Below are 23,088 nucleotides of genomic sequence, written 5' to 3'. Positions count from 1 at the left end.
TTGGGCTGTGGGATTGTTTGGAGTCTACGAACAGTGATGCGTGGACTTGCCCCTTTATCCCCCCGGCCCGCCTGCCTACAGTGCCTTCATCGTTGAACCGGGGCGCCCCTGCCCGCTTGAAGGACCCTGCCATGACCCTCTCCCCCCCCCAGCGCGACGTCGTGTTTCCGCCCGGCCGCCGCGCGCTTTACGACCGCAACCACTACTCGCCCGCCGTCCGCTCCAACGGGTTTCTGTTCGTGTCGGGCCAGGTCGGCAGCCGCGAAGACGGCTCGCCCGAACCGGACCTGCCAGCGCAGGTGCGCCTGGCCTTCGACCATCTGAATGCCATCCTGAAAGCCGCGGGCTGCAGCTTCGACGACGTGGTCGATGTCACGGTGTTTCTGGTCGATCCCGAATCGACGTTCGAGACGGTATGGGCCATCGTGCCCGAATACTGGGGCAGCGCGCCCTATCCCACGCTGACGGGCATCGGCGTGACCTGGCTCTACGGCTTTCAGTTCGAGATCAAGGTGATCGCAAAGCTGCCGGACGCCGCAACGCGTGAGCCCGCTGCGGCCAGCGACGCGGGCTGACGCGAACCCTCTGCGGCGATCTTTTCAAAGGGGCTAAGCCGCCAGCACCACGAACACCTTGCGCAGCGTTTGCGTCACATGCCACTCGCCGGTGGTGTTGGCGGGGAAGAACAGCGTGTCGCCCGCCCGGATCGCCAAAGGCTCGCCATCCGTGGGCGTGAAGGTGCAGGCTCCTGCCAGGATGTGCATCACTTCGGCATTGGCGAGCTGGCGTTCGAAGCGGCCGGGCGTGCATTCCCACAGGCCCGAGCGGTTCTCGCCCGCGCCCGCCAGGTCCACATCGATGCCGCTGAAATCGCACGGCGGCAAGGTCAGCGGACGGGCGGGCGTGCCCTGGTGTTCGAAGCCGTCCAGGGTGGCGGACTGGCGCAGCACGGTGATGCTCATGGAAGGGCTCTCTTGAAACGTCGTTGAGGGAAAGAAGGGAGGAAGGGAGCACGCGAGTTGGGGGACGTCAGCCCGCTGCCAGCGCCCGCGCCACCACCTCGCAGAACCAGCGCACGCCCAGCGGCAAGGCCTCGTCGTTGAAGTCGTAGCACGGGTGGTGCAGCGCGCGTTCGCCGTCCGGCCCGGGGTCGGCGCGGCCCTGGCCGAGCCAAAGGTAGGCGCCCGGGCGGCGCTGCAGCATGAAGGCGAAATCTTCCGAGGTGAACGCAGCGCGCGGCGCCACTCCGGCCTTCAGGCCGATGGCGCGTGCGGCCTCCAGCGCCAGCGCCGCTTCGGCCGGGGTGTTGAGGGTGGCGGGGTAGTAGCGCAGGTAAGTCACCTCCACCTCGGTGCCGCTGGCCAGCGCCACGCCCTGGGCGGTGTCGCGCAGCGCGGCCTCGATGCGGTCTTGCGACGCCGCATCGAAGCTGCGCACGGTACCGGTGATCTGCACCTCGGCCGGCAGCACGTTGTGGCTGTGGCCGCCTTCGATGCGCGTGACCGACAGCACGGCCGATTCGCCCGGGTCGATGCGCCGCGCGACGATGGTGTTGAGCTGCGCCACCAACTGGCTCGCGGCCAGGATGGCATCGGGCGTGTGGTGCGGCTGCGCCGCGTGGCCGCCGCGCCCGCGCACGGCGATGTCGAAGCGGTCAGCCGCCGCCATGATGGGCCCGGGCCGCGTCTGCGCCTGGCCGAGCGGCAGGTCGGGCCAGTTGTGCAGCGCATAGACGCTGTCGCACGGAAAGCGGTCGAACAGGCCGTCTTCGATCATCTTGCGGGCGCCGCCCTTGCCCTCTTCGGCCGGCTGGAAGATGAAGTGCACCGTGCCGTCGAACGCCCGCGTGCGCGCCAGTTGGCGCGCCGCACCGATCAGCATGCTGGTGTGTCCGTCGTGCCCGCAGCCATGGTGCGCGCCGGGTGTGCGGCTGGCGTAAGGGGCCTTGCCCAGTTCGGCCATGGGCAGCGCGTCCATGTCGGCGCGCAAGCCCACGCTGCGGGCACCGCTGCCGCAGCGCAGCGTGCCGACCACGCCCGTGCCGCCGATGCCTTCCTGCACGTCCAGGCCCAGCAGCCGCAGCGACTGCACCACGATGCCGGCCGTGCGCCGCTCCTGAAACGCCAGCTCCGGATGGGCATGCAGGTCGCGCCGCAGCGCGACGAGGTCCGGCAGCAGATCGGCGACCGGCCGGGCGATGGCGTCGAGGGCCGCGCTTGCCGGCCCCTTCGCAACAGCTTCCGCGAAGTCACGCAGTGCATCGGCTGTGGGATGTGCCGCAGGCGCTACCGAAGATACCGAGGAGGCCATCGGCTACGCCTCTACCGCATCTACCGCCTCTACCGCATCAGCCAGTTGCGCCAGCGTGTGGAAGTGGTAGTCGGGCACCGTGTGTTCCGATTCGATGGTGCCGCCCGAGCCCGCCATGCCATGGCGGCGCTCGATCCAGCAAGTGGCGATGCCCAGCTTCTTGGAAATGCCGATGTCGTGGTACTGGCTTTGCGCCACGTGCAGGTTGTCAGCCTGCCGGTAGCCCCAGGCGCCTTCGTAGCGGCCGCGGGCATAGGCGAAGTAGCGCGCATCGGGCTTTTCGCACAGCGCATCGTCGCAGCTCAGCAGCAGATCGAACGGCGCACCCAGGGTTTTGTGGAAATGCGCCAGGGCCCAGCTTTGGGCATTGGTCATCGTCACCAGCTTGAAGTGCTTGCGCAGGCGCTGCAGCGCCTCGACGGAATCCGGGAACGCCGGCCAATGGGCCACCGAATCGCGCAGGCCGCGCGCCAGGGCATCGCTGTCGGGCAGGCCGAGCGGGGGCGCGATCACATGCCAGCAGCGCTCCAGGTCGTCGGGGTACCAGCCCGTGTCGCCGCTTTTGCGGGCGGTGCGGTAGGCGGCAAGAAAGGCGTCGTCGGTCACCGTGCTGTCCGGCACGGCCTGCCGCAGGTACGCCAGCATGCCTCCCTCGAAATCGATCAGCGTGCCGACGACGTCGAAAGTGAGAACCTTGAACTTCCGAAGGGACATGAAAACGCTCCTGGGCAGATGGATGAGTACAACGCCCTGCGCGCCACTGGCCGGCGGCTACCGGCAAGGCGCCAGGGACTCATGCAGCCACTTTAGAAGTTGTCGCGCCCGCGATGGCGTTGATCGCGGTGGGCGCAGCGGCAGTGAATTGCGTTGTTCGCTGCAAAGCACGCAGATTGTTCGGCGAAGGGCAATGCGGCCTTCTCGCCGAAGCGGAGCGCTCTAGAAAAGACTGCCCTGCCCCCGCGCCAGCCCGGGCCGGTACTGCGACAGGTCCAACTCCACGCGCTGGCGGTTCAGCCCCAGGCGGCGGCAGGCGGTGGAGAACCGCTGGCGCACCAGATCGGCCCACAGGCCTGTGCCCTTCATGCGCGTGGCGAAGTCGCTGTCGTAGCTCTTGCCGGCCGCGCGGTCCTCGGCGCTCAGGCCGTGCAGGTCCTGGATGCGGGCCATCACCCGCGCCGCGCGCTGCGGGTAGTGCAGCGCCAGCCACTCGCGCATGATCGGCGCGACCTCCCAGGGCAGGCGCACGACCGTGTAGAAAGCGCTCGTGGCGCCCGCGTCGCGCGCCGCCTCCAGCACCTGCTCCATGTCGTCGGTGATGAAGGGAATCTGCGGGGCCACGCTCACACCCACGGGCACGCCGGCCTCGGCCAGCGCGCGGATGGTGCGCAGGCGCCGGTGGGGCGCGGCGGCGCGCGGTTCCAGCCGGCGGGCGAGCGCTGCGTCCAGCGTGGTGATCGTCACGTAGGCGGCGGCCAGGCGGTCGCGCGCCAAGGGCGCCAGCAGGTCCAGGTCGCGCTCCACCCCGCTCGATTTGGTGATGACCGAAAACGGGTAGCGCGCCTCGGCCAGCACTTCGATCAGCCCGCGCGTGAGGCGCAACTCGCGCTCCACCGGCTGGTAGCAGTCGGTGGCGGAGCCGATGTTGAGCAGTTGCGGCACATGCCCGGGCCGCGCCAGTTCGCCGCGCAGCACCTCGGCGATGTTGTGCTTGGCGATGATCTGCGTCTCGAAATCCAGCCCCGGCGACAGGTTGAGGTAGCTGTGCGTGGGCCGGGCGTAGCAGTAGACGCAGCCGTGCTCGCAGCCCCGGTAGGGATTGACCGAATGGTCGAAGAAGATGTCCGGCGAATCATTGGCGCAGATGGCGCTGCGCGCCGTCTCCATCACCACGCGGGTGACCTGCGGGGCGGGCGAGTCTTCAGCCGTACCCGGGTCGGCCCAGCCATCGTCGAACGCATCGCGCACATCGCGCAGGAAGCGGTGAGGGATCTGCGTCGCGGCGCCGCGCCCTTTGATGGCGTGCACCGGAAGGTGGAATTCGGACATGGGCGGTACCTCGGCAAGCGGCTCGCTGCGAAAGAGCCTGCGCACGCAACGCCTTTCGCAGCCAGCAAAATACTGTATATAAATACAGATATTAGCGCCGTTTGCCTTCGCCCGGTCCTCTGCAGCGCCGAAGCCCTGTACGGGCCGGGCGCGCGCCGATCAAGCCGCCAATGACAGCCGGCGCAGCAGGCCGCGCAGGTGCATGCGCTGCAATTGGACGTCCATGGCCAGCAGCGCCCGGCCTTCGGGCGTGAAGTCCGTGACTTGGGCGGAGACGGTGGCGCCCTCTTCGTTGACCGAGGTGGTGCCGGTCAGCAGTCCGGCGGAGCGCAGCAGCTCGAAATGCTGGATCTCTTCAGGGTCGGAGGTCAGGTATGGCAGGGGCTGTTCCGCCACCCTGCCCAGGAACGCGACGTTCATAAGCACTTTCTTCGCCGGGCCGGCGCGCATCGGCCAGAACTCGGGGATCGAATCCATGGCGCAAACGCTGCGGCCCGTCGGCAGAGCACACGGTAGGCGACAACGGCGTGCAGCACAAGCGCAGCCGCGACGGATTCCGGCGGCCGGCCGGGCGGAACACTCAGGGTGTTTTTGGCCTCCAGCGCAATAAAATCGCCGGTGTATAGCTATTAATTTAATAGCACCTGCCAGCCACAGTGTTGCGGCACCGCAAACCGCCGGTCAGGGTGCCGTTGCGGGCTGGCCGGCCGCCGGTGCCGGTCCGGTCAGGGTCATCAGCACGTCGGCGTACCAGGCGCAGTTCAGGCCCAGCGATTCGTCCAGCACCAGGTCGCGGGTGCTCATGTCCATGCGGGTGGAGTGCACGCCGAGCAGTTGCCAGGGCAACGGCGCCGCGCTCGTTCCCGCACGCCGCCGCAGCACCGGTGCGCCGCTGCTGCCCCGGTGGGTGCGTGCGTCGGTCAAAAAGTAACCCTGCTGCTGAAAGCGCACCCCGTAGGCCGAGGCCACCGAGGCGGCGCGCACCACGGGAAGGTGGTGCACCGTGTCGTGAAACCCGAGCGGAAACCCCACCACCACCAGCGCATCGCCCACCTGCGGCGGGTTGCCCGCGGTTTCCAGGTGGCTGGCATCGAACGCCTCGACGATGCTGCCCTCCGGCAGGCGGGCGATGTCGATTTCGATGGCGGCCACATCCACGTCGCCGCCGCCGTCGCGCGCCTGGCGCCACAGCCCGAGCCCGTCGCGGTACAGGGGCAGCGAGAAGACGGCGCAGCGCGTGAGGTCCTGCGGATCCAGGTGCAGATCGATTTCGATGCGGTCCGGAAAATGGGCGCTGGGCGCATCGGCCAGCACGTGGCGGCTTGTCACCAGAAACAGCCGCTCGTCGCGGCGAAAGAAAAACCCGCTCGCGCCGGTCAGCGAGCGCTGCCCTTCGAAGGTGCTGATGCGGGTGGTGGTGAGCAGCACCGGTTCGGTCGCGTAGCCCGCATTCGCGCGGTCTGGCGCCAGCCCGCCGAGCACCGCCTGCGTGCGCGCCACGTCGCGCTCGAAGGTCGCCAGCACGTGGTCGGAAATGGGCGCGTTCAGCATCACCGTGCGGGCGGCCTCGGCATGGGCGGCGAACGATTGCCCCACCACGGCGAGGCTGGCCGGCGGCAGCGCGTGCAGCACGGCAGGCAGCAGCGCATCGACGGCGATCATGCCGCCCTTGAGTTCGCAGATGCGCTCGGTGACGTCTTGCAGATTCTTCATGGGAGGCGCCTTACCAAAGAAAAAACGCGGACCAGCCGCGTTTGGAGTTCAACCATCAACCGATGCCCCGGCAGGACCGAAGGCCGCGCCGGGGACGGCTGCATGCCGCTCAGTCCGCCGTGCGGATGTTTGAAGCCTGCGGGCCTTTGTCGCCCTGCGTGACTTCGTACTGAACGCGCTGGTTTTCCTTCAGGGTCTTGAAGCCGCCGCCCTGGATTTCGCGGAAGTGGGCAAAGAGGTCCTTGCTGCCGTCGTCCGGGGCGATGAAGCCGAAGCCCTTGCCATCGTTGAACCATTTCACGGTGCCGGTTTGTGTGGGTGTCGTCATATCGATTCCTTTCAAGTTGCCGCAGCGCAAAGAACGCGCGCAGCGCAGAGACGCCAAGAAAATCATCGATGGGGGATTCGACAACGTCCGCCGGCCAGATGCCGGGGAAAACTGGGAGACCTAGGGTGACGGTCTTGTACATGCCTACGCGGCCCATGGTACACCCGCCGCACCGGCGGCCGTGCGTCACGGCAAAAGGCGGTCGTACTCCCGTTGCACCAGCCGATAGCATTCGCAGCTGCGCAGCAGCAGTGCTTCGGGGTTCAGCACGGTGATGCGGCCCCGGCGGTAGCGGATCCATCCGGCCTGTTGCAGATGGCCCGCCGCTTCCGTCACGCCTTCCCGGCGCACGCCCAGCATGTGGGCAATCAACTCCTGGGTGACCACCACATCGGCACCCTCCAGGCGATCGAGGCTCGTCAGCAGCCAGCGGCAAAGCTGCTGGTCCAGCGAGTGGTGGCGGTTGCACACGGCCGTCTGGGCGATCTGAACCATGAGCGCCTGCGTGTAGCGCAGCAACTGCCGCCGCCATGCAGACGATCGATGCATCACCTCCAACAGCACCTGGGCAGGCAGTCGCCAGCCCTCGCCCGCGCACTGCACGACGGCCCGGTTGGGCATCGAATCACCGCCGAGCAGCAGGCAAACGCCGACCATGCCTTCGAAACCCACCACGGCGACGCCTGCGCATCCACCGCCTTCCAGGCGATGCAGCAGCGAAACGATGGCAGTGGTCGGAAACACGGCATGGCCGACGCGCTCGCCGGACTCGCACAGCACCTGCCCGACGCTGAGGATCACCGGTTCGAGGTGCGCTTGCAATCCTTGCATCTCGGGCGCTGCCAAAGCCGCGAGCAGGCGGTTGCGTTGAGGCTCTTCACTGCGGGGCATCGCATTCTCCAGAAAGCCGATGCATCAGCGATGGAACATCCACCGGAAACGTTTGAGCCGAATTCAGTATAGGGCGTGGTCCTCGCAACCTGGCGCTGTGTGCGCCACCGCACAGACACGCGGGCGATCGGGGGCTAGCCTCACCCGCGAGCAGCGCGAAGCCATGGCCTACGCACCGTGGCCTGCCGGGTGGTTGACCCACGGTCTGTCCCGTCGCCTGTTCCGCACATGTGGCGAGGTCACACCGCCGCGCGGCCATTCCGCCACCACGCCATACCGTCCCGTGGCATGCAAGCCCGTCCCCCTTCCTTGGAGTTTCCCCATGTCTCAGCCGCCCTTCTTTCACGACGCCTCGGGAACCGTGCGTTTCTGGATCGAGATTCAGGCGCAGTGGATCGGCGCCAGCGTTGGCAAAGACACCTTGCACCACCGCTATTGCCCTGGGTCCGTCGATGAAGACCCCCTGGACACATACCGCAGCCACGCGGCCGAAATCGAGCAAGCCGTGCGCCGCAAGGTCGAACAAGGCGCCATCGAGCCCGTGATGCTTCGCGAATTCGATCTCCGCGCGGCCTAGGGCTGCCTTGCCTGTCCCCCTCGCGGGGGCCATGAATTCTCCAAATCACCGGGGGCAGGCCGTGCACTGCCCCCTTTCGCCGTTCAGTTGCCTGGGCGCACCACCGTCCCTGAAAGGCACCATGAATCCCTTCTTCCAGCGCATCCTCGGCCGCGGCCATGCCTCATCGTTGTGGGCGGGTTCAGCACCGGTCCGCGGTGAACTGTTCGGCCTGGAACGGCTCGAGCAGCATGCCCAGAGCCTTGCCGCGGCCCAGACCGTGAGCGCCAGGCCGCCGTCAGTGCCCCCGCTGCGCAAACGGCTGGACGACAACGCACGGGTGCTGCTGGCGGCCTATCGGGCCAGCGCTTCCGAGCTGGAGGCAGGCCGGCGCGTCGTTCCCGCCGCCGAATGGTTGCTGGAGAACTATCACCTGGTTGAAAAGCAGGTGCGCGACATCCGAGGCGATCTGCCGCCCGACTACTACCGCCAATTGCCCAAGCTGGCCTCAGGGCCCTTCGCAGGCTATCCGCGGGTGCTGGGACTGACGTGGGCCTTCGTGGCCCATACCGACAGCCATGTGGATGTTGACACGCTGCGGGCATTTCTGCAGGCCTACCAGCGTGTGCAGCCGCTGACCATCGGCGAGCTGTGGGCCGTTGCGATCACCCTGCGCATCGTCCTGATCGAAAACCTGCGGCGGTTGGTGGACCAGATGACCGTGGGGCTGGCAGCGCGGGCAGACGCCGACCGGCTGGCCACGCATCTGCTGGCCGGTGGCGCCGCCCGCTCGGCACTGGAGGAGGACATCGCTGCGCGGTCCCCGCTGGCACTGTCCGAGCTCTTTGCCGCCCAGCTCGCCAAACGGCTCAGGGACCGCGACCCGCAGGCCATGCCCGCGCTCGGCTGGCTGCAAGAGCGCCTGCGGCTGCAGGGCACCACCATCGATGAAGTGGTGTCGCATGCCCAGCAACGCCAGGGGGCGTCCAACGTCACGGTGCGCAATGTGATCACCAGCCTGCGGCTGATGTCGGACATCGACTGGGCCACGCTGTTCGAAAGCGTGAGCCTGGTGGACGAGCGGTTGCGGGAGGGCAGCAGCTTCGCCGCGATGGACTTCTCCACGCGCAACCTCTATCGCGACGCCATCGAACAACTTGCCCGGCGCTCGAACCAGTCCGAACTGGACATTGCCGGACACGCATTGGCGGCCGCGAAGGCTGCTGCCGACGCCGCGGGTTCCTCCAGCGAGGCACGCGACCTCGGAGCCGACGACCCCGGATACCACCTCATCGCGGGAGGCCGCGGCGCGCTCGAGAAAACGATCGGTTTCCAGGTGCCGCTGCACTGGCGCATCGGGCGCCTGCGGCGTGCCCACGGCCTGCGCGGATATGTCGGGGCCATCGCGTTCGGTACCGCAGCGCTTTGTGCTGCAGGCTGGTTCGTGCTGCCTGCGGAGGCCGGCGCAGGGCTGGCCGCGCTGTGGCTGCTGGGCCTGGCGGTGCCGGCGTCCGAGGTGGCGACCAGCCTGGTGCATCGGCTGGTGGCCTGGCGCCTGGGTGCGGCCCCGTTGCCGGGCCTGGAGCTGGCTGGCGGTATTCCGGCCTCGATGCGAACGCTGGTGGCCATTCCCACCTTGCTGACCAGCGAAGCGGATCTGCTGGAACAAATCGAACGGCTGGAAGTGCACTTCTTGGCAGGAGGGGATGGCGACATCGGCTTCGCGCTGGTGGCCGATGGTGTGGATGCCGCCACGCAGGAGCTGCCTGGCGACGCCGCTTTGGTCGCCCTGGGCCATCGGGCCGTCGCATCGCTGAATCTGCGCCACGGCGCGGCGCCCCAAGGACCGCGGTTCCTGTTCCTGCACCGCCGACGGGTTTTCAATGCGGTGGAGAACACCTGGATGGGCTGGGAACGCAAGCGGGGCAAGCTCCATGAGCTGAACCGTCTGCTGCGCGGGGCGGCAGACACCACCTTCGTGACCACGGACGTGCCGACAGATGTGCGCTACGTGCTCACGCTGGACGCCGACACCCGGCTGCCGCGCGATGCAGCGCTGCGCCTGGTCGGCAAAATGGCCCACCCGTTGAACTGCCCCCGATTCGACCCCGTTTCCCAGCGTGTCACGAGCGGCTACGCCCTGCTGCAGCCGCGCATCACGCCCTCGCTGCCCATCGGCACCGAAGGCTCTTTCTACCAGCGGATTTCCTCCAGCCCGGGCGGCATGGACCCGTATGCAATGGCGATTTCGGACGTCTACCAGGACCTCTTCGGCGAAGGTTCGTACACCGGCAAGGGCATCTACGACGTGGATGCTTTCGAGGCGTCGCTGCAAGGCCGCGTGCCGGACAACACGCTGCTGAGCCACGACCTGTTCGAGGGCATCTTCGCCCGCGCAGGCCTGGCGTCCGACATCGAACTGATCGAAGAAGCACCGGCCCGCTATGACGTGGCGGCTCGCCGCCAGCACCGCTGGACCCGGGGCGATTGGCAACTGCTGCCCTGGATCTTCGGCCACTGGCGAGGCCGCCAGGCCGTGTCCGCCGTCGGGCGCTGGAAGATGATCGACAACCTGCGCCGTTCGCTGCTGGCGCCATCGGCCCTTCTGGCGCTGGGCACCGCCTGGTTCATGCCTGCCGCGCCCGCTGCTGCCGGCATGCTGGCTGTGCTGCTGGTGCTGGCGGCCCCGCCTTTCCTGTCCTTGATGTTCAGCGCCCTGCCGCGCCGGCCGGGCGTTCGGTGGCGCAGCCAATGGCAGGCCCTGGCCTCGGACGCGCGGATGGCGGCCGCACAGACGGTTCTCGCCTGGAGCCAGCTGGCGGACCAGGCCTGGCGCATGGGCGATGCCGTGGTGCGCACGGCGGTGAGAATGTTCGTCACCCGGCGCCACCTGCTGGAATGGACGACCGCCGCGCAAGCCGGGCAGCGCCCCCGACTCGGCTTCTCGGGCTTTTACCGCCAAATGACGGCCGGGATCGCACTGGGCCTGGCCATCGCGGCGTGTGCCCTGGCGCTGGCCCCAGTGCCATGGGCCACCACTCTGGCACTCGTGCTGCCGATGGTGTTGCTTTGGTTGGCAGCGCCCGCGCTGGCCGCATGGGCCAGCAAGGCGCCAGGCACACCGCCCCTGATGGACCTCCAGCCTGCGCAGGCAATGGCTCTGCGGCTGATCGCGCGGCGCACCTGGCGCTATTTCGAGGCATTCGTCACGCCGGCAGACCACATGCTGCCGCCCGACAACTTTCAGGAGACGCCAAAGCCGGTGGTGGCGCGCCGCACCTCGCCGACCAACATCGGTCTTTATCTGCTGGCCACGGCATCGGCACGTGATTTCGGCTGGGCGAGCACGCTGGAGACGGTAGAGCGGCTGGAGGCAACGTTCGCCACGCTGCAAAAGCTCCCGCGCTTCAAAGGCCACTTCTTCAATTGGTATGGCACGGCCGATCTGCGCGCGCTCGATCCACCATATGTTTCCTCGGTGGACAGCGGCAACCTGGCCGGCCACCTGATCGCCCTGGCAAGCACTTGTGACGAGTGGCGCACTTCAGGCGCGGTATCGCCCGAGGTTCGCAACGGTATCGGAGACGCCCTGCATCTGGCGCGCACGGACCTTGCGGCGCTGTCGAGCGCACGCGGTGCGACCGCCGCGAAACGCGTGGCGGAACTGCTGGACGACATGGCGGCATTGATTGCCGGGCCCCTGCCCCTCTCGGAACTCGCTCCAGCGCTCGGCCGCCTTGCAGACAAAGCCGTGAGTGCCGCGACACCGCCCGGAACGCCGGACGATCCCGGTGTGGACGAGATGCTGTTCTGGACGCGCGAAATCGCCCGTGCTGCATTGGCCCACTCCGGCGATGCGCCGGCATCAGCGCCATACGCGCCACTGGACAGCCGATTGCAGGCGCTTGCCGGCACGGCCCGCGAGATGGCCATGGCCATGGATTTCGCTTTCCTGATGGACCCCGACCGCAAGCTGCTCTCGATCGGCTACGCCCTGGCGGACCAGCGCCTTGACGAAAACTGCTACGACCTGTTGGGCTCGGAGGCGAGGCTGGCGAGCCTTTTCGCCATCGCCAAGGGCGACGCCCCGACCCGCCACTGGTTCCGCCTGGGACGGACCGCCACCGCGCTGGGCAGCGGTTCCGCGTTGATCTCGTGGTCGGGCTCGATGTTCGAATACCTGATGCCCTCGTTGGTCATGCGCGCGCCGGCAGGCAGTCTGCTGGAGCAGACAAACCGCCTGGTGGTGCAGCGGCAGATCGCCTACGGGCAGGCGCTGGGAATCCCATGGGGCATCTCGGAATCGGCCTATAACGCGCGGGATCTGGAGTTCACCTACCAGTATTCCAACTTCGGCGTGCCAGGTCTGGGCTTGAAACGCGGTCTTGGCGACAACCGGGTCATCGCCCCCTACGCCACCGGCCTCGCGGCGATGGTCGACCCTCGGGCGGCACTGCGGAACTACGACCGCCTGGCAGCCATGGGCGCGCTCGGCCACTACGGTTTCTACGAAGCGCTGGACTTCACGCCGACACGCCTGCCCGAGGGGCAGCCGGTGGCCGTGGTGCGCAACTACATGGCCCATCACCAGGGCATGACGATCGTCGCCATCCTCAACGTGCTGCGCGACGGCAGCATGCGGGAGCGTTTTCACCGCGAACCCATAGTCCAGTCCAGCGAATTGCTGATGCAGGAGCGCACGCCGCGCAACGTGGCGGTGGAACGGCCCCGTGCCGAAGAGGTGAAGGCCTCGCCAGACGGCCATGGCAGCCAGCCGCCCACGTTGCGCCGCGTGCGCGCCGGGGCGGCCGGGCCCGTCACGCACCTGATGTCCAACGGCAGCTACACGGTGATGCTCACGGCCGCCGGGGCCGGATACAGCCGCTGGCGCGCCATGGCGATCACGCGCTGGCGCGAAGACGCCACGCGCGACCACCACGGCAGCTTCATCTACCTGAGGGACGTCCACAACGGCCAGGTGTGGTCGCCGACCACCCAGCCGCTGGGGGCCAGCAGCCACCATGGGGACGTGCTGTTTGGCGAAGACCATGCCACGTTCTCGCACCAGGACCGCGGCCTGCTCACGACGCTGGACGTGCTGGTGTCTGGCGAAACGAATGGCGAAGTGCGCCGGATTTCGCTGGCCAACAGCGGCAAGCGTGCGCGCGAGGTCGATGTGACCTCCTATGCCGAGGTGGTCCTCGCGCCCCAGGCTGCGGATGAAGCGCACCCAGCGTTCTCCAAGCTTTTCGTGCTGACCGAATATCTGCCGGAATTCGGTGCCCTCATCGCCACGCGCCGGCCGCGCACGCCGCACGAGCCGCAGGCGTGGGCAGGGCATTTCGCGGTGCTGGAAGGCGAGATCACCGCAGCGCCGCAATACGGCTCGGACCGCGCGGGCTTCATCGGCCGCGGGCGCCATGCCGCCACGGCTGCCGCCGTACTGCTGGACCAGCCGCTGTCAGGCTTGGTGGGGACCGTGCTGGACCCGGTGTTCTCGCTGCGCCGGCGCGTTCGCGTGGCCCCGGGTGGATTGGCCCGCATTGCTTTCTGGACGGTCGTCGCCTCGACCCGCGCCGGTCTGCTGGACCTCATCGATCAGCACCATGAGCGCAGCGCTTTCGACCGCGCTGCCACCCTGTCCTGGACGCAGGCACAGGTCCAGCTGCGCCATCTGGGGGTGGACGGTGACGAAGCCGCTGATTTCCAACGGCTCGCCGCGCCCCTGTTGTATTCCGACCGCCGGTTCCGCGCGCCGCCCGAAACATTGCTGCAGGGCGCCGGGCCGCAATCGGGGCTGTGGGCCCACTCGGTATCCGGCGACCTGCCCATCGTGGTGCTGCGCATCGACGATATCGAGGACATGGCACAGGTGCGCCAATTGCTCAGGGCCCATGAATACTGGCGCATGAAACAGTTGAGCGTGGATCTGGTCATCCTCAACGAACGCGCCTCTTCGTATGTCCAGGATCTGCAGATCGCCATCGAGACCGCGGTGCGCAGCAGCCAGGCGCGTCCCGAGATGGCCTTGGGATTGGCGCAAGGCTCGGTCCACGTCCTGCGGGCCGACCTCCTGGGCGTGAACGCACGCGCACTGCTGCAGTCCGCTGCGCGCCTCGAACTCATCGCACGCCAGGGGACGATCGCCGATCGCCTCGCCCACCTGTCGCAACCGGTTTGGAGTTCCCCGGCCACCGCCACAAAGCTGGTGGCGGCTCCGCGGATGCCCCTGCCGCTGGATGGCCCCGCCACCGCCGACGCACCGCAGGATCTGGAGTTTTTCAACGGTCTGGGCGGGTTCGCGCTCGATGGCCGGGAGTACGTCGTGCGCCTGGGCGGCGGGCAGACGACCCCTGCGCCCTGGATCAATGTCATTGCGAACCCTGGATTCGGTTTCCAGGTGTCCGAACGGGGCAGCACCACCACGTGGTGCACCAACAGCCGCGAAAACCAGCTGACCCCCTGGTCCAACGACCCGGTGAGCGATCCCTCCGGAGAAGCGCTGTACGTGCATGACGAAGCCACGGGCGAATCGTGGTCGGCGACGGCGCAACCTTTGGACAGTGACGACGGACTCTACGAAGCACGCCACGGCCATGGCTACAGCCGGTTCTCGCACGCATCCCGCGGTATCGGGCTGGAACTGCTGCAGTACGTCCCCACCGAAGACCCCGTCAAGATCTCCCGCCTGACGCTTCGCAACCACACGGGCGAGACGCGGCGCCTGACCGTGACCGCCTATGCCGAATGGGTGCTCGGGACATCGCGCGGCACATCGGCCCCTTTCGTCGTGACCTCGGTCGATGGGCACAGCGGTGCCTTGCTCGCGAAAAAACCGTGGGACATGGCGTTTCCGGGCCGGGTCGCCTTCGCGGACCTGCGTGGCCGGCAAACGGCCTGGACGGCAGACCGCACCGAGTTCCTGGGTCGCAACGCCGGCATGGGGGCGCCTGCCGCATTGGGTGGGGGCGCAACGCTGTCAGGCAACACGGGGGCAGGACTGGACCCATGCGCTGCGCTGCAGTGCGTTGTGGAGTTGGCGCCCGGCGCCTGCGTGGAAGTGGTTTCGCTGCTCGGGCAGGGAGCCTCCCTGGAAGACACCCAGGCGCTCATCGCGCGCTACCGCACCTGCGATCTCGACGCCGTCCTGGCGCAGGTGATCGCAGGCTGGCAGAAAACCCTGGGCGCGGTGCAGGTGCGCACGCCCGACCGGGCCATGGACATCCTGCTCAACGGCTGGCTGCTGTACCAGACCATCGCCTGCCGGCTTTGGGCCCGGGCGGCCTTCTACCAGGCAAGCGGCGCGTACGGGTTTCGCGACCAACTCCAAGACGGCATGGCGCTGCGCTTCACGCACCCAGAGCAGACCCGCGAACATTTGCTGCGAGCCGCCGGACGCCAGTTTCCGGAAGGCGATGTGCAGCACTGGTGGCTACCGCATTCCGGCCAGGGGGTGCGGACCCGCATTTCGGACGACCGGGTGTGGCTCGCTTACGCGGCGGCGGAATACATCGCCACCTCCGGCGACCTTCGGGTGCTGGACGAAGACGTGCCCTTCCTGGAAGGGCCCGCATTGCAACACGGCGAGCACGATGCATTCTTTCAGCCCATGCCCTCCGGCCTGTCGGCTTCGCTGTTCGAGCATTGCGCGCGGGCGTTGGACCAATGCATGGCACTCACGGGCCCGCAGGGGCTGCCGCTCATCGGCACCGGAGACTGGAACGACGGAATGAACCGGGTCGGCTCCGAGGGGCGCGGCGAGAGCGTGTGGCTCGGGTGGTTGCTGGTGCGAACCGTGGCCCTCTTCGCGCCGCTGGCCGAGGACCGTGGCGATGCCCGGTCCGCGCTGTGGCGCACGCATGCGGAATCGGTGCGGCAGGCCATCGAAACGGTCGGTTGGGATGGCGCCTGGTACCGCAGGGCCACCTTCGACGACGGCGCATGGCTGGGTTCGAAAGACAGCGAGGAATGTCGGATCGACGCCATCGCGCAAGCCTGGGCCGTGCTTTCGGGCGCAGCCGACCCTGCCCGTGCGGCACAGGCCATGGATTCGCTGGAGCAGCACCTGATCCGCAAGGACGACGGCTTGGCCCTATTGCTCGCCCCCCCGTTCGACCAGATGACCCGCGACCCGGGCTATATCCAGGGCTACCCGCCGGGCCTGCGTGAAAACGGTGGGCAGTACAGCCATGCCGCGATGTGGTCCATCCTCGCCTTTGCCCAACAGGGCCAGGGCGACCGGGCTGCGGCGCTGTTCAGGCTGGTGAATCCCATCCTGCACGCGAGCACGCCCGAGCAGGCCGCGCGCTACAAGGTCGAGCCTTACGTGATCGCCGCCGACGTGTACGCCGTGGCGCCGCATGCCGGACGCGGCGGCTGGACCTGGTACACCGGTTCCGCCGCCTGGATGTACCGCGCGGGCATCGAGGGCATTCTGGGCATGCGCCGGGAAGGCACGGGGTTGCGCATCAACCCCTGCATCCCGGCCGACTGGCCGGGGTTCGAAGCGACGATCCACATCGAAACCAGCCACTGGGCGATCCGTGTCATCCGCGCTGCAGGCACCGGCGGAGTACCTCAGGCTTTGCTCGACGGGGTTTCAGTGCCGATGGACGAGCGCGGCGTTCGCATCGCGCTGGACGGCGGAAAGCACGATCTCCTGCTCACGATTTGATGCACCGAACGGCGGCCGCCGCCGTTCGGCCATCCATACTGTATTTAAATACAGACACCATTCAACTATCCCCCACCATGGATTTCGCTCTGTGGCACAGTTCCATGGCACGCCTGCAGGCAACCCGCCCGGCACTGCGCAGTGAACCCCCTCCACCCATGACCACCGCTTCTTCCCGCGACCCGGAGCCCCCGCTTCCGCCCGACAACACCTTGACGCAGGCCTCCGATCCCGCGTCCGCCGCCGCACTGCAGCAACGCGTCGAATGCGCGCCGGAGTGGTTCTGCGCCTTCCTGGCGGGCGGAAAGCGGGAGAAGAACCGCTTCCTCAAGGAACTGGCGACGATGAAGGGCTCGGTCTCCTGGCTGGTGCAGCAGCGCCGCCAGGGCCTGTGGACTGCTGAGGAGCGCGACCGGCTGCGCAGCGTGATGCGCTCGGCGTCGTCCGTCAGCCCCTACCTGCTGGTGTGGGTCGTGCCGGGCTCCATGCTCATCCTGCCGTTCATGGCCTGGTTCATCGACTGGCGCCGACGCGGCCGCGAAGTGGTCAAAGACGCGGCCTGAGCCGCCTGCCCCGCTGCCCGGCCTGCGCGGGCAGCAGCGTTGAAACAGGCAGGACGGTTCAACCGCCGCCCGCCTAGCCGAAGCGCCCTGCCGCGAAGGCCACGACCAATCCCGTTCCCACCAGCCCGGCCTGCCAGCGCAGCGCCACCGTCCACGACGGTAGCTGCCGCTCCACCCGCAGGTACAAAAGGCGCCCCGCCGCCAGCGACAACCCGAATGCCGTCGCCATGCCCAGCAGGTTCATCACGGCGGACTCGGGCCAGGCATGCAGGAACGCGGCATTCACCAGCAGGCACACGGGAAAGTGCACGAGGAACACCGAGTACGACATGCGCCCCAACCGTTCCAGTGGATGCGGCGTTGCGGTGGCTTGCTGATCAGCGCCGCCAGCCGCCTGCCAGCGCGCCGTCAGCCAGGGTTGCCCCCAGCGCAGCCAGACCACCAGCAGCAGCGCGCACACCCAGGCCACGGCGATGCGCTCGCGAAACTCCACCCACAGCGCAGCCGCGCCCAGCGCCGCGATGGCCAGAAGGCCGGCGCGGGCGCTCGGTGCACGCACGGCCCAGCACGCGAGCATGCCGATGCCATAGGCGCCGAAGAAATAGCAGGCCCACATGTCCAGATCGGGCTGGCGGTTGAGCCACAGCAGCGACAGCGCGGTGGCGCCCAGCACCAGCGATTTGCCCAGGCGCTCGGCCTGCAGCCGGGTCGCGCCCGGCCAGCGGCGCACGGCAGAAAACAGCAACGCCGCCAGCGCGAAGAGCTGAAAGTCGATGCCCACGTACCAGACGCCGGCGGACAGAGCTTCTTCGCCCACGATGTCCTGGATCATCAATGCGTTCGCCACCAGTTGGGCCAGGCTGGGTTCGTCGGGCACCGAAGGGTGGTCCAGAAACGGACGCACCGCCGCCGCGGCCAGCACGGCCAGCAGCAGGGCCACAGCGTAAGGAACCGCCAGCCGCACGAAGCGCCGCCCGATCTGCTCGGACGCGCTGTCGAAGCGCGCCACGCCGGTCGGCGCCAGGCTGGCCGCCGCCAGGTACCCGCCCAGGACCAGAAACACCTGCACCGCCATGCGGCCATGCTGGGAGAGCCAGGCCATCAGCTCCGGCATCAGCGGCAGGGCGGCATCGGACATGGGGCCGTAGAAGGCCAGGTGGTGCGCGACGATGGTGGCGCAGGCCAGGCCCTTGACCGTGTCGATCAAGGAACTGCGAGAGGGGGAGGACATGCGTGAACCGGCAGGAAACGAAACAACGGACGGGGCCACGCAGCACGACGAAAGCGCTGCGGCCCGCAAAAAAGCGCTCCTTTCACTGGCCCGCAACAGTGCAGGCAGTGCGGGGAGCGCAGGGAGCGCGGGGGGTCGAAAAGTATAGCTGCCCGGTAACTACCCAGCGGCAGCGGTTCAGACCACTGCGAGGCGGCCCTTGGCGGCCTGGTATTCGCGGCGCAGGCGCGCCACCAGGTCGGCGGCGCTGGTCACTTCGGTAATGGCGCCGATGCCCTGGCCGCAGCCCCAGATGTCTTTCCAGGCCTTCTTGGCGTCACCGCCGAAATTCATCTTGCTCGGGTCGGACTCGGGCAGGTTGTCGGGATCGAGCCCCGCCGCGCGCACAGACGGCGCCAGGTAATTGCCGTGCACGCCGGTGAACAGGTTGCTGTAGACGATGTCGTCGGAGTTGCCGTCCACGATGGCCTGCTTGTAGGCGTCCTGCGCGCGCGCCTCGTGCGTCGCGATGAAGGCCGAGCCGATGTAGGCGAAGTCGGCGCCCATGGCCTGCGCGGCCAGCACGGCGCCGCCGGAGGCGATGGCGCCGGACAGCGCCACGGGGCCGTCGAACCACTGGCGGATTTCCTGGATCAGCGCGAACGGGCTCTTCACCCCCGCATGGCCGCCAGCGCCCGCCGCCACGGCGATCAGGCCGTCAGCGCCTTTTTCGATCGCCTTGTGCGCGAACTTGTTGTTGATGATGTCGTGCAGCACCACGCCGCCCCAGCCGTGCACAGCCTGGTTCACGTCTTCACGGGCGCCCAGGCTGGTGATGACGATCGGCACCTTGTACTTGGCGCAGACCTGCATGTCGTGCTCCAGCCGGTCGTTGCTCTTGTGCACGATCTGGTTGATGGCGAACGGTGCCGAGGGCCGGTCGGGGTGCGCCTTGTCGTGGGCCGCGAGCGTTTCGGTGATCTCGGCCAGCCAGTCGTCCAGCTGCTCGGCCGGGCGGGCGTTGAGCGCGGGCATCGAGCCGACGATGCCCGCCTTGCACTGCGCGATCACCAGCTGGGGGTTGCTGATGATGAACAGCGGCGAACCGATGACGGGCAGCGAGAGTTTCTTGAGCGCCGGTGGCAACTGGGACATGAACGGTCTCCGGATTTTCAGTGAATGGTCAAAAACGGCCCCAGCGCATATATACCTAGGGCAGATAGCTATTAATTCGATAGCAAATCAACAAAAGACGAAGTGCATCAGAACGCTTCGGGCGCCAGCGCGGTGACGCTGTCCGCGCCCTCCACGATGGCATCGCGCAGACCCGCGGCCTTGACCAGGATGTGGTCGGCATAGAACTGCGCGGTGGCGATCTTGGCGCGAAGGAAGGCTTCGTCCTGTCCCTCTGGCAACAGCCGTTCGGCCGCCAGCAGAGCCCGGCCCATCTGCCAGCCCGCGACGAGATTGCCCGCCAGCATCAGGTACGGCACGCTGCCGGCATAGGCGGCATTGGGCTGCACCTTGGCGCTCGCGGCGATGAAGTCCACCACCTCCAGGAACGCCGTGCGGGCGGTCGTCAGGCGGCGCGCCACCGCGCGGGCGGCGGGCGTGCCGCTGGCGTTGAGCTCGCCCTCGGTCGCCTCGATCTGCGCGGCGATGGCCTTGGCGGTCTGGCCGCCGTCGCGCGCCGTCTTGCGGCCCACGAGGTCGTTGGCCTGGATGGCGGTGGTGCCTTCGTAGATGGTCAGGATCTTCGCGTCGCGGTAGTGCTGCGCGGCGCCGGTTTCCTCGATGAAGCCCATGCCGCCGTGCACCTGCACGCCGAGGCTGGTGACTTCCAGGCTCATCTCGGTGCTGTAGCCCTTGACCAGCGGCACCATGAATTCGTAGAACGCCGTGTTCTGCTGGCGCGCCTCGGCATCGGGATGGTGGTGCGAGGCATCGTAGGCAGCGGCGGCCACGGCGGCCATGGCACGGCAGCCTTCGGTGTAGGCGCGCATGGTCATGAGCATGCGGCGCACATCGGGGTGGTGGATGATGGTCGCGCTGGTCTTCAGGCTGCCGTCCACGGGGCGGCTCTGCACGCGGTCCTTCGCATAGCCCACGGCCTGCTGGTAGGCGCGCTCGGCCACCGCGATGCCCTGCACGCCCACGGCGTAGCGGGCCGCGTTCATCATGATGAACATGTATTCGAGGCCGCGGTTTTCCTCGCCCACCAGGTAGCCCACGGCACCGCCGTGGTCGCCGAACTGCAGCACGGCGGTGGGCGATGCCTTGATGCCCAGCTTGTGTTCGATGGAGACGCAGCGCGCGTCGTTGCGCTCGCCCAGGCTGCCGTCGGCATTGACCAGGAACTTCGGCACCACGAACAGGCTGATGCCCTTCACGCCCTCGGGCGCGCCCTGCACGCGCGCCAGCACGAGGTGCACGATGTTCTCGGCCATGTCGTGCTCGCCGTAGGTGATGAAGATCTTGGTGCCGAACACCTTGTAGGTGCCGTCGCCCTGGGGCTCGGCGCGCGTGCGCACCAGGGCCAGGTCCGAGCCCGCCTGCGGCTCGGTCAGGTTCATGGTGCCGGTCCACTCACCGGTCACCAGCTTTTCCAGATAGGTGGCTTTGAGGTCGTCGCTGCCGGCCGTGAGCAGCGCCTCGATGGCGCCGTCGGTCAGCAGCGGGCACAGCGCGAAGCTCAGGTTGGCGCTGTTGCACATCTCGATGCACGCCGCGCCGATGGTCTTGGGCAGGCCCTGCCCGCCGAAGTCGGCCGGGTGCTGCAGGCCCTGCCAGCCGCCCTCGGCGTACTGGCGAAAGGCGTCCTTGAAACCCGGAGTGGTCGTGACCACGCCGTCCTTCCACGACGACGGATTGCGGTCCCCCACCACGTTCAGCGGCGCCACCACGCCCTCGTTGAACCGGGCGCATTCCTGCAGCACCGCCTGGGCGGTGTCGAGGCCGGCGTCTTCAAAGCCGGGCAACTGGGCCACCTGGGCGATGTTCGCCAGGTGCTCGATCGCGAACAGCATGTCCTTGACGGGGGCGGTGTAACTCATGGGGGGGTCTCCGGGGCGAAAAATGTCGGAAAAAAAGGCATCGCAAGCGATGCCTTCCTGGGAACGTGGCTGCGCGGTCAGAGCGCCTTGACCAGTTCCGGCACGGCCGTGAACAGATCGGCCTCCAGGCCATAGTCGGCCACGCTGAAGATCGGCGCTTCCGGGTCCTTGTTGATCGCAACGATCACCTTGGAGTCCTTCATGCCCGCCAGATGCTGGATCGCGCCCGAGATGCCCGCCGCGATGTACAGCTGCGGCGCCACGATCTTGCCCGTCTGCCCCACCTGCAGGTCGTTGGGCGCGTAGCCCGCATCCACCGCCGCGCGGCTGGCGCCGATGGCAGCTCCCAGCTTGTCGGCCAGCGGGGTCATCACTTCGGTGAACTTTTCGTTGCTGCCCAGCGCCCGGCCACCGGAGACGATGATCTTGGCGGCGGTGAGCTCGGGGCGGTCGCTCTTGGTGACTTCGCGGCCCACGAAGCTGCTCTTGCCGGTGTCGGCGGCGGCATCGGCCTTCTCGACAGCGGCAGAGCCTCCGGTGGCAGCGGCGGCGTCAAAGCCCGTGGTGCGCACGGTGATGACCTTGGTCGCATCGCTGCTTTGCACGGTGGCGATGGCGTTGCCGGCGTAGATGGGGCGCTCGAAGGTGTCGGGGCTGTCCACCTTGGTGATGTCGCTGATCTGCGCGACATCGAGCTTGGCGGCCACGCGGGGCGCGACGTTCTTGCCGTTGGCGGTGGCCGGGAACAGGATGTGGCTGTAGTTGGCGGCAATGGCCAGGACCTGGGCGGCAACGTTCTCGGCCAGGCCGTCCTTCAGGCTGGCGCCGTCGGCGTGGATGACCTTGGCGACGCCGGCGATCTGCGCGGCGGCCTGGGCGGCGGCTTCGGCGCCGTTGCCGGCCACCAGGATGTGCACGTCGCCACCGCAGGCCACTGCGGCCGTGACGGTGTTCAGGGTGGAGGGCTTGATGCTGGCGTTGTCGTGTTCGGCAATTACGAGGGCTGTCATGTTCAGATCACCTTTGCTTCGTTCTTGAGCTTGTCCACCAGGGCGGCGACGTCGGGCACCTTGATGCCGGCACCGCGTTTGGGGGGCTCGGAGACCTTGAGGGTTTTAAGGCGCGGCTTGACATCGACCCCGAGGTCTTCGGGCTTGATGGTGTCCAACTGCTTTTTCTTGGCCTTCATGATGTTGGGCAAGGTGACGTAGCGCGGCTCGTTCAGGCGCAGGTCGGTCGTGATGACGGCCGGCAGCGTGAGGGAGATGGTCTCCAGCCCGCCATCGACTTCGCGCGTGACGTTGACCTTGTCGCCGCTCACCTCGACCTTGGAGGCGAAGGTGGCCTGGGGCAGGTCGGCCAGGGCCGCGAGCATCTGGCCGGTCTGGTTGGCGTCGTCGTCGATCGCCTGCTTGCCCAGGATGATGAGCTGGGGCTGCTCCTTGTCCACCAGCGCTTTCAGGATCTTGGCCACGGCCAGGGGCTGCAGCTCTTCGGCGGTTTCCACCAGGATGGCGCGGTCGGCGCCGATGGCCATGGCGGTGCGCAGCGTTTCCTGGCACTGGGCCACGCCGCAGGAGACGGCGATGACTTCGGTCACCACGCCCTTTTCTTTCAGGCGGACCGCCTCTTCGACGGCGATCTCGTCAAAGGGGTTCATGCTCATCTTCACGTTCGCGATGTCCACACCCGTGTTGTCCGACTTCACCCGGACCTTCACGTTGTAGTCCACCACGCGCTTGAC

17 protein-coding genes are annotated in these 23,088 nt (G+C 67.8%); 4 read left to right on the top strand and 13 right to left on the bottom strand.

What is annotated here, in order from left to right:
- Positions 1-131: 131 nt before the first annotated feature.
- Positions 132-575, top strand: a complete 444-nt coding sequence (locus BLT03_RS22525; RefSeq protein WP_092746034.1) for a RidA family protein — start codon at positions 132-134, stop codon at positions 573-575.
- A 33-nt stretch (positions 576-608) separates the two neighbouring features.
- On the opposite strand, the gene BLT03_RS22520 is transcribed toward BLT03_RS22525, so the two are convergent.
- The 8 genes from BLT03_RS22520 to BLT03_RS22485 form a co-directional block, all read right to left on the bottom strand.
- The gene (locus BLT03_RS22520) at positions 609-962 is read right to left on the bottom strand and encodes a cupin domain-containing protein (RefSeq protein ID WP_092746015.1); all 354 of its coding nucleotides are present in this window, start codon (positions 960-962) and stop codon (positions 609-611) included.
- 67 nt (positions 963-1,029) lie between these two features.
- Positions 1,030-2,310 carry an amidohydrolase gene (locus BLT03_RS22515; protein ID WP_092746014.1) on the bottom strand — a complete coding sequence of 427 codons (1,281 nt, stop codon included), beginning with the start codon at positions 2,308-2,310 and terminating at the stop codon, positions 1,030-1,032.
- A gap of 3 nt (positions 2,311-2,313) precedes the next feature.
- Entirely contained in the window at positions 2,314-3,024 is a 711-nt protein-coding gene (locus BLT03_RS22510) for an HAD-IA family hydrolase (protein WP_092746013.1), read from the bottom strand.
- Positions 3,025-3,246: 222 nt separating this feature from the next.
- Positions 3,247-4,356 (bottom strand): PA0069 family radical SAM protein, encoded by a 1,110-nt coding sequence (locus tag BLT03_RS22505; protein ID WP_092746012.1) that lies wholly within the window; start codon positions 4,354-4,356, stop codon positions 3,247-3,249.
- A gap of 159 nt (positions 4,357-4,515) precedes the next feature.
- Positions 4,516-4,776, bottom strand: coding sequence for a hypothetical protein (locus tag BLT03_RS22500; protein ID WP_175537844.1), 261 nt, complete (start codon positions 4,774-4,776; stop codon positions 4,516-4,518).
- Between the two features lie 261 nt (positions 4,777-5,037).
- Positions 5,038-6,069 (bottom strand): trypsin-like peptidase domain-containing protein, encoded by a 1,032-nt coding sequence (locus BLT03_RS22495; protein WP_092746010.1) that lies wholly within the window; start codon positions 6,067-6,069, stop codon positions 5,038-5,040.
- A gap of 109 nt (positions 6,070-6,178) precedes the next feature.
- A complete protein-coding gene (cspE, locus tag BLT03_RS22490; RefSeq protein WP_092746009.1) occupies positions 6,179-6,397 on the bottom strand; it encodes a transcription antiterminator/RNA stability regulator CspE in 219 nt (72 codons plus the stop codon).
- Between the two features lie 186 nt (positions 6,398-6,583).
- A complete protein-coding gene (locus BLT03_RS22485) occupies positions 6,584-7,288 on the bottom strand; it encodes a Crp/Fnr family transcriptional regulator (RefSeq protein ID WP_092746008.1) in 705 nt (234 codons plus the stop codon).
- Positions 7,289-7,610: 322 nt separating this feature from the next.
- Here BLT03_RS22485 and BLT03_RS22480 point away from each other — a divergent pair, with 322 nt between their 5' ends.
- From BLT03_RS22480 to BLT03_RS22470, 3 genes are all read left to right on the top strand, one after another.
- Positions 7,611-7,865 (top strand): DUF1488 family protein, encoded by a 255-nt coding sequence (locus BLT03_RS22480; RefSeq protein ID WP_092746007.1) that lies wholly within the window; start codon positions 7,611-7,613, stop codon positions 7,863-7,865.
- A 121-nt stretch (positions 7,866-7,986) separates the two neighbouring features.
- Positions 7,987-16,518 (top strand): GH36-type glycosyl hydrolase domain-containing protein, encoded by an 8,532-nt coding sequence (locus BLT03_RS22475; protein WP_092746006.1) that lies wholly within the window; start codon positions 7,987-7,989, stop codon positions 16,516-16,518.
- A 158-nt stretch (positions 16,519-16,676) separates the two neighbouring features.
- Positions 16,677-17,081 carry a hypothetical protein gene (locus BLT03_RS22470; protein WP_245711525.1) on the top strand — a complete coding sequence of 135 codons (405 nt, stop codon included), beginning with the start codon at positions 16,677-16,679 and terminating at the stop codon, positions 17,079-17,081.
- A 73-nt stretch (positions 17,082-17,154) separates the two neighbouring features.
- On the opposite strand, the gene BLT03_RS22465 is transcribed toward BLT03_RS22470, so the two are convergent.
- The 5 genes from BLT03_RS22465 to BLT03_RS22445 all read right to left on the bottom strand — a co-directional run.
- Positions 17,155-18,312 (bottom strand): acyltransferase family protein, encoded by a 1,158-nt coding sequence (locus BLT03_RS22465; protein WP_092746005.1) that lies wholly within the window; start codon positions 18,310-18,312, stop codon positions 17,155-17,157.
- A gap of 177 nt (positions 18,313-18,489) precedes the next feature.
- Entirely contained in the window at positions 18,490-19,446 is a 957-nt protein-coding gene (locus tag BLT03_RS22460) for an NAD(P)H-dependent flavin oxidoreductase (RefSeq protein WP_092746004.1), read from the bottom strand.
- 107 nt (positions 19,447-19,553) lie between these two features.
- Entirely contained in the window at positions 19,554-21,344 is a 1,791-nt protein-coding gene (locus BLT03_RS22455) for an acyl-CoA dehydrogenase (RefSeq protein ID WP_092746003.1), read from the bottom strand.
- Between the two features lie 77 nt (positions 21,345-21,421).
- Positions 21,422-22,354 (bottom strand): electron transfer flavoprotein subunit alpha/FixB family protein, encoded by a 933-nt coding sequence (locus BLT03_RS22450; RefSeq protein ID WP_092743548.1) that lies wholly within the window; start codon positions 22,352-22,354, stop codon positions 21,422-21,424.
- Positions 22,355-22,356: 2 nt separating this feature from the next.
- A partial coding sequence (locus BLT03_RS22445; protein WP_245711328.1) for an electron transfer flavoprotein subunit beta/FixA family protein occupies positions 22,357-23,088 on the bottom strand: 732 nt, incomplete at its 5' end.

This window comes from Paracidovorax valerianellae, from assembly GCF_900102625.1.
Lineage (GTDB): Bacteria > Pseudomonadota > Gammaproteobacteria > Burkholderiales > Burkholderiaceae_C > Paracidovorax > Paracidovorax valerianellae.
This window is presented reverse-complemented; position numbering and strand designations above follow the sequence as displayed.